Origin of the sequence: Bacillus sp. JJ1566 (assembly GCF_036962685.1) — a bacterium.
Taxonomy (GTDB): domain Bacteria; phylum Bacillota; class Bacilli; order Bacillales; family Bacillaceae_L; genus Ferdinandcohnia.
Window position 1 is genome coordinate 1 of sequence record NZ_JBALOP010000020.1, and the last position, 19,427, is coordinate 19,427.

General features: G+C 39.1%; 14 protein-coding genes. 1 reads left to right on the plus strand and 13 read right to left on the minus strand.

Features of this window, described 5'->3' with window-relative positions:
* Positions 1 to 330: 330 nt before the first annotated feature.
* Both odhB and V7112_RS09590 read right to left on the minus strand, forming a co-directional pair.
* A complete protein-coding gene (odhB, locus tag V7112_RS09585) occupies positions 331 to 1,587 on the minus strand; it encodes a 2-oxoglutarate dehydrogenase complex dihydrolipoyllysine-residue succinyltransferase (protein WP_335418264.1) in 1,257 nt (418 codons plus the stop codon).
* A complete protein-coding gene (locus V7112_RS09590) occupies positions 1,584 to 4,424 on the minus strand; it encodes a 2-oxoglutarate dehydrogenase E1 component (RefSeq protein ID WP_335418267.1) in 2,841 nt (946 codons plus the stop codon). Before V7112_RS09590 ends, odhB begins: the two co-directional genes overlap by 4 nt.
* Positions 4,425 to 4,917: 493 nt before the next feature.
* On the opposite strand from V7112_RS09590, the gene V7112_RS09595 reads away from it, so the two are divergent.
* Positions 4,918 to 5,643, plus strand: a complete 726-nt coding sequence (locus tag V7112_RS09595) for a Crp/Fnr family transcriptional regulator (RefSeq protein WP_335418270.1) — start codon at positions 4,918 to 4,920, stop codon at positions 5,641 to 5,643.
* An 84-nt stretch (positions 5,644 to 5,727) separates the two neighbouring features.
* On the opposite strand, the gene V7112_RS09600 is transcribed toward V7112_RS09595, so the two are convergent.
* The 11 genes from V7112_RS09600 to V7112_RS09650 all read right to left on the minus strand — a co-directional run bounded on the left by V7112_RS09600 (position 5,728) and on the right by V7112_RS09650 (position 19,415).
* Positions 5,728 to 7,044 (minus strand): murein hydrolase activator EnvC family protein, encoded by a 1,317-nt coding sequence (locus tag V7112_RS09600; protein ID WP_335418273.1) that lies wholly within the window; start codon positions 7,042 to 7,044, stop codon positions 5,728 to 5,730.
* Between the two features lie 305 nt (positions 7,045 to 7,349).
* On the minus strand, positions 7,350 to 8,057 hold the full coding sequence (locus V7112_RS09605) for an aspartate/glutamate racemase family protein (protein ID WP_335418276.1): 708 nt from the start codon (positions 8,055 to 8,057) through the stop codon (positions 7,350 to 7,352).
* Positions 8,058 to 8,065: 8 nt separating this feature from the next.
* Positions 8,066 to 8,848, minus strand: a complete 783-nt coding sequence (locus tag V7112_RS09610) for a C39 family peptidase (protein WP_335418281.1) — start codon at positions 8,846 to 8,848, stop codon at positions 8,066 to 8,068.
* An 80-nt stretch (positions 8,849 to 8,928) separates the two neighbouring features.
* Entirely contained in the window at positions 8,929 to 10,776 is a 1,848-nt protein-coding gene (gene asnB / locus V7112_RS09615; RefSeq protein WP_335418284.1) for an asparagine synthase (glutamine-hydrolyzing), read from the minus strand.
* Between the two features lie 7 nt (positions 10,777 to 10,783).
* A complete protein-coding gene (locus tag V7112_RS09620) occupies positions 10,784 to 12,304 on the minus strand; it encodes a UDP-N-acetylmuramoyl-L-alanyl-D-glutamate--2,6-diaminopimelate ligase (RefSeq protein ID WP_335418287.1) in 1,521 nt (506 codons plus the stop codon).
* Positions 12,305 to 12,500: 196 nt separating this feature from the next.
* A complete protein-coding gene (locus V7112_RS09625; protein WP_335418290.1) occupies positions 12,501 to 13,682 on the minus strand; it encodes a carboxylate--amine ligase in 1,182 nt (393 codons plus the stop codon).
* Positions 13,683 to 13,923: 241 nt separating this feature from the next.
* Positions 13,924 to 14,679 (minus strand): NRDE family protein, encoded by a 756-nt coding sequence (locus V7112_RS09630; protein ID WP_335418293.1) that lies wholly within the window; start codon positions 14,677 to 14,679, stop codon positions 13,924 to 13,926.
* 154 nt (positions 14,680 to 14,833) lie between these two features.
* A complete protein-coding gene (gene acsA, locus V7112_RS09635; protein ID WP_335418296.1) occupies positions 14,834 to 16,540 on the minus strand; it encodes an acetate--CoA ligase in 1,707 nt (568 codons plus the stop codon).
* A gap of 18 nt (positions 16,541 to 16,558) precedes the next feature.
* Positions 16,559 to 17,272 (minus strand): ABC transporter ATP-binding protein, encoded by a 714-nt coding sequence (locus V7112_RS09640; protein ID WP_335418298.1) that lies wholly within the window; start codon positions 17,270 to 17,272, stop codon positions 16,559 to 16,561.
* Between the two features lie 20 nt (positions 17,273 to 17,292).
* Entirely contained in the window at positions 17,293 to 18,123 is an 831-nt protein-coding gene (locus V7112_RS09645; RefSeq protein WP_335418302.1) for an ABC transporter permease, read from the minus strand.
* A 296-nt stretch (positions 18,124 to 18,419) separates the two neighbouring features.
* Complete coding sequence (locus V7112_RS09650; RefSeq protein ID WP_335418305.1) at positions 18,420 to 19,415, minus strand: aliphatic sulfonate ABC transporter substrate-binding protein; 996 nt, start codon at positions 19,413 to 19,415, stop codon at positions 18,420 to 18,422.
* Between the last annotated feature and the right edge of the window lie 12 nt (positions 19,416 to 19,427).

Genomic DNA, 19,427 nt, shown 5'->3' on the forward strand with positions numbered 1-19,427 from the left:
ACTGATTATTTCTAACACCCAGCAAACGCAGTGCGGTAGTGTTTTATTAAAAAAGTCTCGAATTTTATTGTCTACTTTCTTGACAGAAGACCAAATCCTCCATTTTTACGTATTTCAAGTCACTAGGCGGACGGAATCTCTCCTTCTATTTTAGCTTTTTTTATCATAATTTGTAATTAAGCGGAACTTTTCCGTCTACTTATCAGCGCTGATGCTCACCTGAACCCCCACCAATAGAAGTTAATTAAAACTTCGCAGATACCACGATAAATAAAAAAGACGTATGCAAATTCATACGTCTTTTAAATAGAAAGTCCCCGTACTTTTTTATCAACCTTCTAATAATAGGTCTTCTGGATCTTCTAATAGTTCTTTTACTTTTACAAGGAATCCTACAGCATCCTTACCATCGATAATTCTGTGGTCATAGGATAATGCCACATACATCATTGGACGTACTTCAACAGTATCATTATTATCAACAACAACAGGACGTCTTTGGATTTTGTGCATTCCTAAAATACCAACCTGAGGTGCGTTAATAATTGGTGTTGAATTTAGCGAACCGAATGTACCACCGTTTGTGATTGTGAAAGTACCACCTTGTAGGTCATTTAAACCTAATTGGTTGTTTCTTGCCTTTTCAGCTAGGCGGCCAATTTCAGCTTCGATACCGGCAAAGCTTAATGTGTCGGCATTACGTACAACTGGTACAACTAATCCTTCTTCTGCTGATACGGCAATGCCGATATCGTAGAACTTTTTAAGAACAATTTCATTTCCTTGAATTTCAGCATTTACGAATGGATATGCTTTCAATGCTCCGATAACAGCCTTTGTAAAGAAAGACATGAAGCCAAGTTTCACACCATGCTTTTTGAAGAAAGCATCTTTACGACGAGCTCGTACATCCATAACAGCTGTCATATCTACTTCGTTAAATGTTGTCAGCATTGCAGCTGTGTGCTGTGCTTCAACAAGACGTTTTGCGATTGTTTGACGACGTCTAGACATTTTAATACGTTCTACACGTGGGTCATCATTTAATACCGGTGCTGCTGCAGGTTGTTTTGCTGCAGGAGCCGGCGTTGGAGCCGCTTGTGCTTGCTTATAAGCTTCTACTCCTTCAACACGTACGCGTCCAAGTGGATCTTTGTATGGAACCTCGTTTAAGTCGATACCAAGCTCTCTCGCTCTTTTTCTAGCCGCAGGTGAAGCAATTGCTTGCTTGCCTTTTTCTTCTGCAGCTTGTTCGGCCGCAACTGGCTCTTGTTTTGCTTCAGGTGCTGCCGCTTTTGGCTCTTCCGCTGGTGCAGCTTCAGGAGCCGGTGCTGCCACGCTTGATTCTGAACCATTTTCATCAAGCTTTGCGATAATTTGACCTACTTCAACATTATCACCAGGTTGAAATAAGAATTCTTTAATAACCCCAGTATGTTCACTGTTAATTTCAACGTTTACTTTGTCTGTTTCTAGTTCAGCGATTGACTCACCCTTGTTAACGAGTTCGCCTTCTTTTTTTAACCATTCTACAATTGTTCCTTCTGTAATGGACTCAGCTAGTTCTGGTACTTTAATTTCGATCATTGCTGATTCTCTCCTTTTTCTGTAAGCAGTGCATCCTGCATAATCCAAGCTTGTTCTTGTTTATGAATATCAGGGTCTCCCGTAGCTGGACTTGAACGCTTCGGTCTACCAACATAATCTAATTTAATATTTTCAGATAAAATGTCCATTAATACCGGTTGTAGAGCTGGCCATCCACCCATGTTCTTAGGCTCTTCTTGAACCCAAACAACCTCTTTAAGGTTTGGATACTGACTAACCAATTCTTCTAGCTCTTTCTTAGGGAATGGATACATTTGTTCCACTCTTGCAATATGCAAGCTTTCTGATTGCTCAGCAGGTAAATTAGCCGCTTCAGTCGCAAGGTCAATTGCTACTTTACCAGTACAAAGTATTAAGCGAGTTACTTTGTCTTTCTCCGTTCCCATTCCAGGCTGCTCAAGTAATGGCTTGAAGCTGCCATTTGTTAAATCAGCTAGTGATGATGCTGTTTGTGGGTGACGAAGTAGACTCTTTGGAGTCATTAAAATCAATGGTCTTGCTTCATCAGTTGAAGTAAGCATTGATTGTCTTCTTAATAAATGGAAGTATTGTGAAGCGCTTGTTACGTTCGCAACAATCCAGTTATTTTCCCCTGCTGCATTTAAGAAACGTTCCACTCTACCACTTGAGTGCTCTGGACCTTGTCCTTCATATCCGTGTGGTAAAAGCATCACAAGACCTGATTTTTGTCCCCATTTCGCATGACCTGAAGAAATGAATTGGTCAATTATCGGTTGTGCAACGTTCACAAAGTCACCAAACTGTGCTTCCCAAAGGACAAGAGCATTCTCGTCTTGAACACTATAACCGTATTCAAATCCAAGAACAGCAGATTCAGATAATGGGCTGTTATAGATTGAAAATGAAGCTTTAGCTTCTGGAATATTGTGTAATGGGACATATTTTTCATTAGTTTCATAGTCATTTAATGCAACATGACGATGAGCAAATGTACCTCTTTCACTATCCTGACCAGTTAAGCGAACTGTTTTTCCTTCTGCAAGAACGGATCCGAATGCGAGTGTTTCAGCCAATGCCCAGTCAATTTTATTTTCTTCATCCAATGCCGTTTCACGGCGTTTTAAAATACGCTCAAGCTTTGGATAAACAGTTAAAGATTGTGGCCATTGTAATAACCCCTTATTCATGCTGCGTAAAAGGTCCTCAGGGACTGTAGTATCGAATTCTGGAATTGCGGATAGGGCTTTCGGCTTTTTCGGCTTCACACGCTCTTCATTTTCTACAAAATCATCAAAAATAGATTGAAGACTTTGCATAAATTCTTCACGTTTAGCAGTAAGCTCTTCAGCTGTCATAACGTTCTCAGCAACTAGCTGATTCCCATATTTATCTGCAATAACAGGATGATTTGCAACCTTCTTGTATAATAATGGCTGTGTTACGCTTGGGTCATCCATTTCGTTGTGACCAAAACGTCTGTAGCCGACTAAGTCAATTAAGATATCTTTTTCAAAACGCTTACGGTACTCATACGCAAAGTGAATCGCAGCAATACAAGCCTCTGGATCGTCTGCATTGACACGTACGATAGGAATTTCATACCCTTTCGCAAGGTCACTCGAAAAACGAGTTGAACGAGAATCTGTATTATTTGTTGTAAATCCTACCATGTTGTTCGCAATTATGTGAACAGTTCCACCAGTTTGGTAGCCTTTTAATCTGCTTAGGTTTAATGATTCAGCTACTACACCCTCACCAGGGAATGCAGCGTCACCATGGATAAGGACACTAATGGCACTTTGCTTATCTTGAACAGGGTAACCAGCTTTTCTAGTGTTATCCTGTGCTGCACGAGTAATCCCTAACACAACTGGATTTACGAACTCCAAGTGACTTGGATTGTTTGCTAGATTGATATGAGTTACATGCTCCTTAGGGCCCTTGAATCTACGATCAGCTCCTAAGTGATACTTCACATCTCCGGACCAACCATAGTTAATTCCTCTAGAACCTTCAGATGGTATTAAATCTTTGTTTGGTGAATGGTGGAACTCAGAGAAAATCAATTCATATGGCTTTTGAAGAACATGTGCCAACACATTTAAACGGCCGCGGTGAGCCATACCGATCATGATATTATCGGTGCCATCACTACTGCCTTCTTGAATTAAACGTTCAAGCATTGGTACGAGCATATCCAATCCTTCGATTGAGAAACGCTTTTGACCAACGAATGTTTTGTGTAAGAATTTCTCAAAGCCGTCCACATTCATGAGACGCTCTGCAAGTTGTTTCTTTTCATCAGCGGTAAGCTTTAAGCCAACTCCATTGATTTCTACCTGCTGTCTTAACCATTCTCTTTCATCCTCAGTATCAACATGTCCAAATTCATAAGCAATGGTTTGCGTATAAACAGCTTTTAAATGCTCATAGGCATCCCAACCAGTTTGAACTGTTGGGGGAGCTTCCTCCCAGATATATGTTGCTGGAATGTCCATTAAATCTTGTTTCGTGAGATTATAGTAATCAGGCTCTAAAAAGCTTGTATCTGGCTTCGGCCTAGTGCGAAGCGGATAGATATTAGCTGCTAAATGCCCGTATGCACGAATGTTTTTGATTAATTTACTTCCTGATGTGATGGTCTTGATTGTTTTCGGTGAGATACCCCCACTTACTAGCTCTGCCGTTGCTGCTTGCTCATCTGCCGGCGGTGGTCCAAGCTCTTCGAAAAGCGCTTTCACAGATGCGTCCACTGAACTTGGATCATTCTTGTATTTTTCATACATGTCAAAGACATATCCCATGTTTGGACCATAGAATGACTCCCACACATTTTTCCTAAGTTGATTATCCATTTTGTTATTAGCCTCCATATTACATGTTGTAATATTTACATAGACAAGTTGTGTTTCATAGAATTCTGACATCTACCCCATACTATACCCTATTTCCAGTTATTTTCTAGTAAAATGCTTACATTGGCATTTTTTAAAAAATGCCGAAAAAATAGGCAAAATAAGAGTCATTATATAGTCATAATTCTGATTAAATATGTTATTCTTATCTTATAGTTGAAAACAGAAAGTTTCCTTGATTTAAATCAAGTTTTCAAAGGAAACTTTTCGAGCAGTAAGATTAAAGACTAAACACGCCAAGGCGCATTTGATTCTAAGAAAATAATATGATTTTAAAATAACATAAAGTGAAGTCTCTATTGTAGTACAACATTCCACTTGAAGTAAAGGTACCGTTAGGAAAGTGTATAATCACTTACACTTTTGCAAACCAAAAATCCGTTTAGACTTCGGCTAGGTAGGTAAACTAAAGTACAACAAGAGTCCACATTTTATGGGCATTCTGAAAGGAGAAAAAGTGTTCTGTATGATTCGCAGTCCACATGATCCAAGCTATATTCGTCTAGTTCCTATTTTTCAAGGTTTAAATGAGAAGGAAATGAATCTTTTACAAAAGGTCGTTCAAATTCGCGATTACCGTAAAGGGGATGTCATTTTTAGAGAAGGTGATCCTTCCGACACTCTGTATATCATCGGTGAGGGTATTATTAAAATTACAAAAGTAGCAGAAGACGGAAAGGAACAAATTGTTCGCCTCCTATTCCCTGATGACTTTTTTGGTCAATCCGCCATGCTTCAATCGGAAAACCATTATGCAAATGCGGTTGCGATTAACGATACTGTTATCTATACCATTCAGAAACAAGACTTTTTTAATATATTGGAGCGCAATCATAAAATGGCGCTACGCTTCATGCGTGCATTAAACGAGAGAATTTATCAAGCTGACGAATGGATGAGTTTACTAAGCTTAATGGAAGTCGAACAAAGGTTAGCAAGTGTACTCCTCTTGTTCAATAACCGAGTTCGTTCCATGGATGGGCGCTTTACGCTGCCTATTACAAAAAAGGTTTTGGCATCTTTGATTGGCACAACACCTGAAACCATCAGCCGAAAGTTTGTCAAATTTATTTCTGAAAGACTAATCGAGGTAAATGGTCAAAGGGATATTCACATTCTCGATCTTAAAGGCTTAAAAAAGAAGGCCAAAACATTGTAAAGTTGTAAACCCACATTAAGAATGTGGGTTTTTTGTTTTAAAAAACACAAACGCCCAACCATCCTCGGTCGGGCGTTTCAATTATCAAAATGACACATATTGAAGTGGATTCACTGCGTTTGAATGTCCACCACTGTATTGGGTTGGGCTATATGGTCCGTCATAGATTTCAAAATGAAGATGCGGGCCTGTTGAGTCACCTGTATTTCCCATGTATCCAATCAATTGACCTTGTTCCACTCGGTCATACTGGCTAACAAACCGTTGATCTAAATGCGCATAAACGGTTGTCATTTGACGTCCATTGATATAGTGAGTAATCATTATGACATTCCCGTAGCTGCTTTCTAGACGAGAACGTGTCACAGTACCACTAGCCGCCGCATAAATTGGTACATTTCCTACACGACCGCCTTTTCCGATATCAATTCCGAAGTGCATTCTTCCCCAACGCATTCCAAAACCAGATGTTAAACGACCTGTTGTTGGGTTTATAAATGCCCCGTTATTCACAACTGGCGGTGGTGCTTCAGGTAGAGAAGGCGGTGTTCTTCCTTCTTCTTCTGCCTTTTTACGTTCTTCTTCAGCTTTTCTTCGCTGCTCCTCAAGCTCTTTTTGCCTTTGGTTCCACGCATTGATTTCCATCTGAATTGCCTTTTCCTGTGCGGCTAATAACTCTCCGACATCTTCCAGTGCATGGAGCTCTTCATGCATCTTTTGCTCCTCGGCCTCCAGCTTTTTCATTACTTTATTTTGCTCTTGAATTTGAGCTTGCAGCTGGACTTCTAACCGATCTAGTTCCTTGAGCTGTTCCTCCTGCTGTACAAGTAAGGTTTTAACCTTTTCTTTATTTTCTTCAAGTTTTTTAATGTCTGCTTCATGCTCTTTCATAATTTCACGGTCAGCTTGTACAAATGTTGAAACTGCGCTAATCCGGTTGATAAAATCATTAAAGCTTTTCGCACCAAGCAACACATCTACATAGCTAACCACTCCACCGCTTTGCTGGAGGCTGCGCATCCGCTCCTTAATCAGCTCATCCCGCTTTTGGATCCGTTCCTCTAGCACCTTCATTTCTGCTTCGAGGCGCACAATTTCATCTTTTGTTTCTTGGATTTTTGCTTTTGTGCCATCAATTTTACTGCGCGTTTCAGCTACCGCAGTATCAAGTCGTTGAATTTCCTGTTCCACACCGACTTTTTGTTGTTTAATTTCACCGATCGCGTCTTCTTTTTGGGTGATTTCAGACTCTAGCTCTGACTTTTTTTCCTGAACTTCTTTCTTTTCGCTTTCTAGCTTTTCATTTTCCTGAATCGCTAACGCAGTATTAGGCATAGCTGTCAATAAACTACCGATTCCTATTGATATAACTACTCCAATCATTAGAAGTTTTCGCTTCAATGAAAAAGCATCCCCCTTCTACCAACCTAGCAATCTATCATTTAAAAGGGTCAGAAAAATATTCATCTATCCCCACAAATATCATATTTTGCTATATATTCTCATGTTTTGTATTATAACATAAAAATTTGTCTTAAAACCTCAAAGTAATATTACAATTTCATTTCATAATCTATTGAAAATACTGGGTTTCGCAAAGATTTTTCGACAAATCTTAAGGCTGTGAAAACTAAAACTCACTTGTCGAATTATAGCACAAAAAAACCCACCTAAATAGGTGAGTTTAATTTCCTGCTCTTACAGTTTTATTTCAAACGCTTGCCTGAGCGTAAAATGGATCTTTCCACTAATACATTCATCGCGTCAATACTATGCTTTGAGGCTTCATCACTTAATTTTATGCAGGATAATTCCGTACAAGCTAGAATGACCATTTTACAATTCTCGTTTTCAACAAGATGCTTGATTAACTCTTCAAGCTCACTAGGATCAATATCGAGGTCACTTTTGACATTGTTATAAATAATATCCATGACCTTTTCTTGTAAGCTATCATCCGGTGCAAAAAGCTCAAGCTGATATTTCTTACAAACATCCGCATAGATTCCACTGCGTATCGTTCCGTTTGTTGCAAGAATACCAATTTTTGCGCCTTCCCCATACATTTCATGGATATCCTTAATCGTTTCTTCCACCATGTTGATAATTGGGATTTTTGTCATTTTTTGCAGCTCATCGTAAAAATAATGAGATGTGTTACAAGGAATGGCAATATTTGCGACCCCTGCCGCTTCTAGCAGCTTGAAATCATTTTTAACAGCATCTAAAAACGTTTCACCTGTATTTGTAAGGATTGCATGGGTTCGATCCGGAAGGGTTGCATGATTAAGAATGACCATATTGAGATGGTCTTGGTCCTTATGAGCCTCTGTACGGTTGACGATTTTATCAAAGAAAACAGAGGTTGCCTTTGGGCCCATGCCACCGATAATACCTAATGTTTTTTGTTCCATTTTTACACCTACTTAACTGTCATTGCATGACTCCCTAAATCCTCATAGCTAGCAAAAAATGTATCTGCATCATATGTGATTTGTCCCTGCAATGGATCCATCACGTGCACCTTATCCCCTACATAACCATTTAGGACAACTGAATGTAAGTTTGTTGGCGCATTGAACTCCGTATTAGTATCGTGAATATTCCAGGAATAATCCACTTTCTTCTTACTTAAGTCTAAGGTTACCCAAATCACTACTGGATTCCCCTCTTCAAGCTCCATCATGATTTCCTCGCGAGAACTCCCGCTTAAGTCTACAGGCTCTAATTCAGTTCCCACCGAATCTATATACGTTTTTGCCGCTTGTACGATAGGAGGTGCATAGGTAAAGAATCCACTCCATTGTCGTGGGTTTCCAGCATATGCCTTATGTGGGTCTGGCCCATATAAAACATTGTTGATTGTTTTAAAGGGCTCCTTCGGCAAATAATTGTCGGCCATATCCAATTTGGAAACATGAAACCCATGAAAATTTAAGATCGAGGTTAACGATGTAATTTCACAGCCATTTGGCAGCTCCGGCAACTGGAGTACCTTTTCAACTGGAATAAACACTTCAATTTTACCGTTAGATACTTCACGATATGGATTGGTTTCCTGGGCATACACAGTTGTGAGCCCAGGAAATGCTCCATCTCCAGATAATACGCTTCTAGCGATTCCCTTAACGGTTTCAACATTCACTAATAAATAAATGACACATATGAGGTTCAAAAATAATAGACCTGTTACTATTTTTTTCACTTCTATCTGCCCCTTTTACTCAAGCACATTTACTCTGTTAAACAATCACTAGAAACCATGTATATGTGAAAAAACAAATTTTATAACTCGATGAAGAATTTCTTATACCATACAAGGAATACATAGATTGTATAGATGTTTCTGGCATAGTTATGTCTTCCGTGATAATGGTCATCAAGGTATTTCATAAGCTCTTCTGTATGGAAGAATTCTTTTGCAAGATCGGATTCGAACATCTCTTTAACGATGTTATAATATTTCTCTTCACGAAGCCAATGTCTCATTGGAACTGGGAATCCAACTTTTTCACGTTTTGCCCATTCCTCTGGTAGTACCTTTTTAGATGCTGCGCGAAGAGCATATTTTGTATCAATGTCATTCACTCGTAAATCACTCGGGATATTCGAAGCCATTTCCATGACTTCTTTATCTAAGAATGGTACCCGTAATTCAATGGAGTGAGCCATACTCATTTTGTCTGCTTTTAAAAGGATATCTCCTGGCAACCAAAGCTTCAGGTCAAGATACTGCATTTTTGTTACATCATCTTTCCCTTTAACCTTATCATACACTTTTTTCGTAATACTTTGTACAGAAGGGCCTGTTTGATATTCACCTTTTAAGACTTTGCGAGCATCATCTTCTTCAAATATCCTCGCTTGACCGATGAATTTTTCCTCTACCGGCTGGCCACCCTTTATTAGGAAGTTCGTGATTTTATTTTTTGGTAGCGCAGCGCTGATTCCGGAAAGTGCACGACGGATCCCAAATGGAATCTTTTCGTATTTTTCTAGCTTTCCAGACTTTTGGTACCATACATATCCACCAAAGATTTCATCCGCTCCTTCACCAGAAAGAACAACCGTTACATGTTCACTTGCTAATTTCGATAAAAAGTACAGCGGAACCGATGATAGGTTAGATTGAGGCTCATCCATGTGATATTGGATTGTAGGCAACATGTCAAACGCCTGATCTGCCGTCATTAGTTCTTTATAGTTTTCAATTTCAAGGATATCAGATAAATCCTTGGCTAAATTTGTTTCATTGAAGATTCCCTCATGATCCTGGAATCCTACAGAAAATGTTTTATTTGGCATTAATAAAGCCGTGATATAACTAGAGTCAACCCCACCTGAAAGGAAGGAACCAACCTTCACATCACTGATTTTATGGTAATTAACAGATTCCTTTAAGGTATTGTTAATTTCTTCAATATAGTGGTCAAGCCCTTTATCCTCTGCATTAAAATCAATATCCCAATAAGGCTTGATTTCGATGTTTCCCTTTTTGTAGAGCATGTAATGCCCAGGCTTTAACTTATAAACACCTTTGAAAAATGTCTCGTCAAGCACTGAATATTGGAAGGTTAAATAAGGCTTGATCGCGTCTTTATTTAACTCTTTCTTAAATGCAGGCTGTTTTAAGAATGACTTGATTTCAGAGCCGAAGATAAGCGAGTTGTCCGTTGTATTTTGCGTATAGTACAAAGGCTTAATCCCAAAGAAATCACGTGCAAAAAACATGGATTCATTGTTTTTGTCCCAAATTGCGAACGCAAACATCCCGCGAACCTTTTGTAACAGGTCTACACCATATTCCTCATACGCATGGACGACAACTTCACTGTCAGAATCACATTTAAAAATATGACCTTTTTCAATAAGGTCTTCGCGAAGCTCTTGATAATTGTAGATTTCACCATTGAACACTAAAACACAGCTGCCATCTTCATTAAGCATGGGCTGATTTCCTTCTTCAGATAAATCAATGATACTTAGGCGGCGAAAGCCTAATGTTGCATGATCGTCTGAAAAATAGTTCCCACTATCAGGACCTCTATGAATGATAGTGTCCATCATATCATTTATTACTTTTACTTTATCTATTTCAAGTTTTGAGTCAGCAAAACCAACGAAGCCACACATAGTTTAATCACCTTTTTATTTTTATAAATTTTCTAGTTGATTGTAGTTTGAGTTTGTTTTTGCGTTCATTCGCAAGTAGTTCGTTCACAATCTCTTTTTCATTAAATGGAATTTCCTTATCGCCAATTACTTGTGCAGTTTCATGGCCTTTTCCTGCTAGGAGGATAACATCCCCATCTTGACTGTTTTCTATTGCATATTTAATCGCTTCTCGACGATCAATTTCAACATGATACTGTCCATTAACCTCATTCATGGATTCTACGATTTCTTTGACAATTAGATTTGGATCCTGCTCTTTCGGATTATCAGAGGTCACAATCGATAAGTCTGCATAAGTGGCTGCAACTTTTCCCATCGCTCTTCTTTTAGCAATCCCATCTTTTCCTGGCGCTGCATATACACCAAAGACCACAATTAGTCTTCCTTTAGTAAAAGGCCTTAAGGTCGAGAGTGCTTTTTCTAAACCATCCTCTGTATGGGCAAAGTCTACGACAACCTTTCTACCTTTATCTTGGTAGATGACCTCAAGCCTTCCTTTTATGCCTTTTACAGCATCTATTCCTTCTTTAATATCTTCCAAAGAAATATGATTGGTGTATGCACAAGCGATAGCTGCTAAACTATTATACACATAAATGACACCTGGTATATTTACTTTTATTTCCACTGAACCAGTTGGTGTATTTAATTGAAAAGTGCTATAGTCAGCATAAAAATGAAGATCTGTTGGATATACATCTGCCTTCTGATTGATACCATAAGTAACGATTGCTTTATTTGAATCCTTTACCTTTTCGATTAGTCTTCTTCCATATGGATCGTCTACATTTATGATTAATTGATCCTGGGCTAAATCAAAAAGCTTAGCCTTTGCAAGAAAATACTCTTCCATGTTTTTATGAAGCTCTAAGTGATCAGGTGTTAAATTCGTAAAGATTGCCGTATTAAAATTGCAATAGGCCACACGGTTTAAGTCTAAAGCATGGGACGAAACCTCCATGATGCAATCATCAATACCTTCATCAACCATCTTTGTGAAAGTCTCCTGCAAATGCAAGGATTCAGGAGTCGTATTTTTAGTTTCAAAATGCCTATTGTTTATTATAGTACCCATTGTTCCTATCAGACCAATGGATTTTTCTGCCTGTTCGAAGATAGATTTAACAAAATAGGTTGTAGATGTTTTACCATTGGTCCCCGTAATCCCAATCAGATTTAACTTTTCAGTAGGATTATCATAAAAGTTTGCAGAAACTCTTGCTAACGCTAATCTTGTATCCGAAACCTTGATGATTGTCACATAGTCCTCAACCCATATATCTCTTTCAACCATAATGACAGATGCACCTTTTTTAATGGCATTTTCAATATAGTCATGACCATCAACTGTGAATCCAGATATTGCTACAAAAACACCGTTCGTTGTTACTTCCCTTGAATCAAAAGCGATGGAGGTTACATCTACATCAAGACTTCCCTTTATTTCGGTATAATCTAGATTACTTAAAATTGATTTTAATTGCATGGTTATCCACTCCAATAAATGACCTTAACTTAGCAAGGATGTTCAAAAAGTCGTCCGAAAATGACACATCGAATTTCGGCGTTGGCTTGCTTCTCCGTTCCTCACGTATTAACTGCATACGTTCCGGTACTCAAAGCTGCGCCGCCTTGAAATTCTTGGTCCTTTTCACCCTCCTTTTGAACACATACTGTTCGCATTATTTCTTCATTTTATTTAGTAGCTTTTTGGTAATTATACCCGCATATGAAAACGCAGGCTTCGGATCTTTCCAGTCCCAAATCGCATATGCTTTTGGTTTAAAGAAGGACTTTATTACCTGTGCCTTCGTTAATTGACCCGTTTTTAAATAACCCTTTATTGCGTAAAAGTCTTCATACGCATACCAAAAGACCAGATTCGTGTCGTGTTCAATTGCCTTAGGCGGCAATGGATTACCCGTTAGTTCACGATATGTGATGTATGGGAAGTTAAGCCCTGCCTTGTATAACATACTGTTCAAGTTTGTGATTCTAACATTCAATTCAATTAAGTAATACTTACCCGTTTCTTCATCTTTTTTAAATTCAATTTCGACAAAGCCTTTGAACCCAATTGCTTCTAGAAACTTGGAACCAATTTCATAAAGCTCTGGTACATATTTCTGTCCAGTATACACAGATGCACCAAAATTTATCGGATATTGACGGTATTTCTGACAGGTCATCCAGTGAGTTACCTTAGCCTCTTGATTTAAGTAAGCATCAAATGTATACATATGGTCATCAAACCCAGGTATGATTCGTTGCACAATCACTTCTTGGTTCGCATCTTTTGCTTTTTTTAATGCTTCATCCAATTCCTGACGATTATGAACCTTGAATAGCTTTCTACGAAAAATAGATACAAAGGTAGGAGAATCAGTAGGTTTTACTAAACATGGATATTTAATATTTTCTTCAATTTTTTCATAAAAATGATCTTCTCCAAGATGAACAGTTTCAGGTACCGCCATCCCGTGCTCCACGGCAAGCTTATGTAATTCATCTTTATCCATTGTTTTTGTATAAAGTCCTTGCTCCGTTTGAGGGATTAGATAGAATTCTTTTAGTTCATCTAAATATTCGTCTATCACTTCTACATAAGAGTCATGACATGGTATTAAAACCGGTTTTGCCGTTTGCTTTCTTGCATATTCTTTTAAAAAGGCGATAAATTGTTCCTTTTCCTTTTTATAATGTGGTGCAATTACCCGCTCTGAACAAAATTTCGATTCCGCTCCGTACGTATTTTCATAAGAATAATCAACGGCTACCGTATGTACCCCTTCACTACCCAAACATCTCATCGTGCTTAAGCCTATATAATAATTGTTTCCTAAGACAACTGCTTTATTGTTCATTCGTACCAGACTCCTTGATTAACTTCCTAATTTGACTCTTCGTCTAACATTACAATATTGACACAGAATAAGGGGTGTTTCAAGATGAAATACACCTTGTAACAAGCTGTAACATAATTGATAAAAAGAATAAAAAATAGAGTACAGTATATATGGTTTCGTACTCTAATCCTCTTTTTCGACTTTTTAGTAGATTTATCATCTTTCTTCTATTATATACTATTGCACGGTCCTACTCTTTTTAAGACTCAATTGGAAAGTAGAATTTTTGATCGCTTGTTCCTAAACTAGAAAAAGTTCGCTCCACATATTGAATTTCCGTATCCGACATTAATAATACGGTCGAGCTTCTCGTCCCATACCCATTTGTTTGAATAAATAATGAAGAAAGAATTCGCTCCCATTCGAATGACACACCCGTTTTAGGTAGAAGATCCTCGTTTGGTTGGTCTGTGTTTTGAAGTAACTCTAACAGGTCCTCCACTAGATTATCTTCCTTAATAATGGTTGTAAGCCCCTCTTTTCCTTTTTCTACTTTCGGCCAGTTTGTATTAAGCAAATGGTTGCTGAGTCCATGGATGCCCGGCGCTACGCTTTCGAGTTTTTTTCCAACATTTGAATAATAGTAGAGGTTATCTAGATCGCCGACTAATAGATTATAACCTGGATACTGGTCGTTCGTTTTTCCTAGCTGCTTCATATATTCAGCAATCTCTCCATTGTAGGTAAGCGCATCTTTTACGAGTTTTCCTCTCGAATGCTTTCCGTCAATAACCTCACTTGGATCCCGGTAGTTTGTTATCGCCGAAAAACGTCCAGCTTTCGTGACCCCCATCCAGGTTCCCATTTTTTCAAGATCTCTTCCTGCAAGAAGAGTTGGCTCATCCTCCCAAAAGTGAATTGGAGCTGTTGGTCGCTGCAGAAACTCATCTCGGTTTGCCGCAACAATTAATTTATAGACCGGATGCGCCCGATAAGCGAGCAAAACCAAACACATTCTACCACCGCCCTTTTTCACAAATTATAACATGTGTTCCTTGTAGGCGTAAAAACCTTCGTTTACACACAAAAAAGCAAGGGCGATTACCCCTGCTTATATGACGAAACTTATTTCTTTAAGGTTTCACTTTCGAAATGAATATCCTTATGAATTACTGATGCGTTTTTTGAAGCTCACGTGCTTTTAGCTCTCTTCTTAAAATTTTCCCGCTGATCTTTGTTTTTGGAAGTTCATCCAATACTTCAATTTCCCTCGGCGCAGCATGTGCGGCAAGATTTTGTTTTACAAATACACGAATATTCTCCAGTAATTCCGCTGATGGACTGTAGCCTTTCTTTAACACGATAAAAGCCTTTACGATTTCTCCTCTTATCGTGTCAGGCTTTCCAATCACACCCGCCTCCGCCACCGCTTCGTGTTCAATCAGCTTGCTCTCGACCTCAAAAGGACCAATGCGCTCCCCGGATGAATTAATCATATCATCGCTTCGCCCCTGGAAAAATACATATCCATCCTCATCGAGAACAGCCAAATCACCAGATACATACCAGTCATTAACAAAATATGAATTGTATTTTTCTTCATTTTTCCATACTTCTCTCATAATGGCTGGCCAGGATGCTTTGATTCCAAGATGACCCACCTGCCCGTTTGGTAACGGGTTTCCATCATCGTCTATTACTGCTACATCGATACCTGGAAACGGCCTTCCCATTGAGCCAGGTTTAATAACCTCTGTTGGCAGATTGACGATCAACTGTGCTCCTGTTTCTGTCATCCACCACGTATCATGGATTCTTTTCTTTAAAGTTTCGATTCCCCAGACGATGACCTCAGGATTTAACGGTTCACCCACACTTAAAATATGGCGTAATGTACTAAGATTGTAATTTCTGAGCACTTCATTCCCTTCTGCCTTCAGCATTCTGAATGCAGTGGGGGCACTATACCAAACTGTGACACCAGCTTTTTCAATTGTTGAATACCAGGAATCAGCATTAAATCTTCCACCATTAACGACAACTGTTGCCCGATTTAGCCAAGGAGCAAAAAGTCCGTACACAGTTCCAGTTACCCAGCCAAGATGTGCTGTACACCAATAAACATCATCCTCTTTTATATCAAGAACCCATTTTCCTGTTTGGTACTGCTGAATCATCGCTCGATGTGCATGTACAATTCCCTTTGGTTTCCCGGTTGATCCACTCGTATAATGAATATTAAGGCGGTGCTCAAGATCTACCCATTCAATGATATCGTTCTGGGGCTTTGTTTTTGCTAATTCTACTACAAGTGAGATTTCATCTTCCTTACACTTTTCCGGCCCCCCTGTAATGAACACTGTTTCTAATGAAGGTAAATCCTGTTTTGGAACCCTCTTTACCAACTCTGAGTCAGTGATGAGAAAGCGACCTTCACAGTCTGAAATCCGGTCCTTAACCGCATCCTCCATGAATGCTTCAAAAAGCGGCCCAACAACAGCCCCAAGCTTAATCGCAGCAATCATCGCAATATGATTTTCCGGGTTTTTCGGTAAAAAGATAAAAACAATATCTCCCTTTTTCACTCCGTGTTTTTTCAATACGGTCGCAAGGTGGTCAGATTTATCTTTTATATCTTTAAACGTAAAGACTTGTTCCTCGCCTTCATTCACATAGTGAAGAGCGACTTTGTCTCCATATCCTTCTGCTACATGGCGATCAATGCATTCATAGGCCATATTCACTTGCTCCGTTTGGTACCAGCTAAATTCCTTTTCAACTTCTTCCCAGGAAAAGTGCTCGCGAACCTTATCATAATTATGAAGATTATAGTTTCCGTCAAAAGGTTTTATGAAGTTCAATTGCGAAGTTGTCAATATATTTCTCTCCTTTCGTTAACTTAATAACGCTAGTATTTCCGCCTTCAATTGTGCTAACTTAACATCCCCTCGTGACCTAGGCTTTGGTTCTTCAACTTGAATGGTTTGATAGATTTCACCAGGCTGCCCTTTTAAAACGACAATTCGATCACACAAATAAAGTGCTTCATCGATATCATGGGTAACTAAAACCATTGTAGATTTGTATGTATCCCAGATCGTCAGCAGTAAATCCTGCAGCTGCATTTTTGTAAATGCATCAAGTGCACTGAAAGGCTCATCTAAGAGCAATACTTCCGGGGCTGTAATAAGTGCCCGAGCAATCGATACCCTTTGCGCCATCCCACCAGAAATATCCTTTGGATAGTGATTTTCAAAGCCTTGCAACCCAACTAGTTTTATATATTCTCTTGCCTTTTCGTTTTTCTCACGATCATTCTTTAAACCGAATGAGATATTTTCGATTACATTCAACCATGGCATTAAACGTGACTCCTGAAAAATGACCCCTACCTTTTCATGAACAGACTTGATTGTGTCACCGCTGATTTTTACAGTACCTGAATAATCAGAATCCAATCCAGCCAGGACGCGTAATAAGGTACTTTTCCCACATCCACTTGTACCTAAAACACCTATGATTTCACCTTGTTTTGTTTCAAGGCTAATATTTTTAAACCCCGTCTTACCGTTCGAAAAGGTTCGTGAAACATTTTGAACTGCCAGCATCTGTTTTCATCCTTTCAAGCCTACTTCACAAAACTGTCTTGCCAGTGTAGTGTTTTTTCCTCTGTTTTCTTCAAAATGGAGTCCGTTATTTTACCTAAAATCGCAAACAGTACAATGCTTGCAATAACCGTTTCAGGAGAATATGAGTTTTGACCAACAACGAGTAAATATCCTATCCCCTGGCTTGCTCCCATTAATTCAGCCGCAACAACAAACATCCATCCAAGCCCTAACCCGCTTCTGATTCCCACTAAAAAAGAAGGAAGGGAAGCCGGCAATATGACCCTTCTAATTAACTCGAATGTTGAAAAATTGTAGATTTTCCCTACCTCAATCAACTTTCGGTCAACACCCTGAATACCAGATACAATATTTAAATAAACCGGGAAAAATACTCCGACAGCGATTAGTGTAATTTTTGAAGGTTCAGCAATTCCCATCCAAAGAATAAAAAGGGGTACCCACGCGAGGGATGGAATGGAACGGAAGGCTTGAAGCATCGGATCCAATAATGCTTCCGCAATTCTAAAATAACCGACCAATGAACCAAATATTACAGCCGCAACTACCCCAATTAGAAAACCAAAAAAGATTCGATATAAGGTAATTCCAATATGCCCCCAAAGACTTCCATCTCCAGCAAATTCGATTATTTTCGCTAGGATGACCGTTGGTGCCGGCATAAGATGTGCTTCAAGAACACCGATATGACTTAAATACTGCCAAACTACGAGTAAAAATGCAGGTATAATACTTCCAAGTAGGACTACTTTTACATTTCCCGATAAAACAAAAGATAACTTCGATTTCACCTTTATTTGTCGCGATAACGCTTCGCCTTTTGTGCTCATTTTGCCTCCTCCTATCACGTGGGAGTGCCATCTCAAGAAAAGCGCAAAGCGCAATAACTGCGGAACATCGACTAACTACCGCCCACATCCTGTGGCGAACGTCGATGTCAGCACATCCTCGAGTTTGCTATGCATTTTCTTCGTGCGATGATTATGCTCCCGAAGCCTTTCTTGTCCTGTGCAAGTCAAGCATAAGACGAGCGCTGACAGAAGGTGTATTTTACCTTCTGAAGCGGTTGGCTTAGACCAGAGAGCCGATGGCGCCTTGCGCTAGACATTAAAGATGGCACCTCCACCTATTGTTTTATTACTTTTTCAGCAAAGGTAGGATTAATCAATTCCTGAACTAATTTTTCAACATCCACGTCTTTTTTGATGATTTCCTGTGCTTGAAGAATATTACCGGCTTCTGTCAGTGCCTCAATTTGTATCTCTCCAGGCACTGGGTCAGAAAAATCATTACGTTCATTTAATTGCTTATTTGCTACTTCAATATCAATATTTGCTTCTTTTGCTAAGATTTCTGCTGCTTCTTTTGGATTTTCTAAAGTCCATTTACGTGCTTTTTCGTAAACTTCAATTACTTTTTCTACGTACTGAGGATATTTTTCCGTAAATTCAGGACGAGCATTTAAGACTCCATACGTATTAAAATCAGCATTTCGGTAAAATAGCTTGGCATCTGTTTCTATTTCAAGTCTTGCCATGTGTGGATCTAGTCCCGACCATGCATCTACCTGACCTGATGATAATGCAGCCGCGCCATCACCGTGTTGCAGATTGACAATTCCAACATCCGAAGGACTTAATCCTTCTTCATTTAAAGCACGTAGTAAGAAAATATATGGGTCAGTCCCGATGGTTGCAGCAACCTTTTTCCCTTTTAAATCACTTACACTTTGAATCTCTGAGTCTTTATCTACCACTAGTGCTGTCCACTCAGGCTTTGAATAAAGATAAACTGATTCAACCGGTGCACCATTTGCTTTAGCCATTAAAGCAGCTGCCCCCGCGGATGAAGTGAAGTCCGCACTTCCACTATTTAAGAATTCAAGTGCTTTGTTACTACCTTGGCTTAGAACAAACTCAACCTTAATTCCTTCTTCCTCAAAAGCTTCCTCAGCCCAACCAAACTCTTTTAACACAAGACTTGTCGGTGAGTAAAAGGCATAATCTAATACGATTTTTTCCGGTTTTTCATTTTCTTGGCCAGCTTTACTTGTGCTATTTGAACAACCTACAATTCCTACCAACAATAGTACAGCAATAAAAATGGCACTTATTTTTTTCATCTTTTTTCTCCT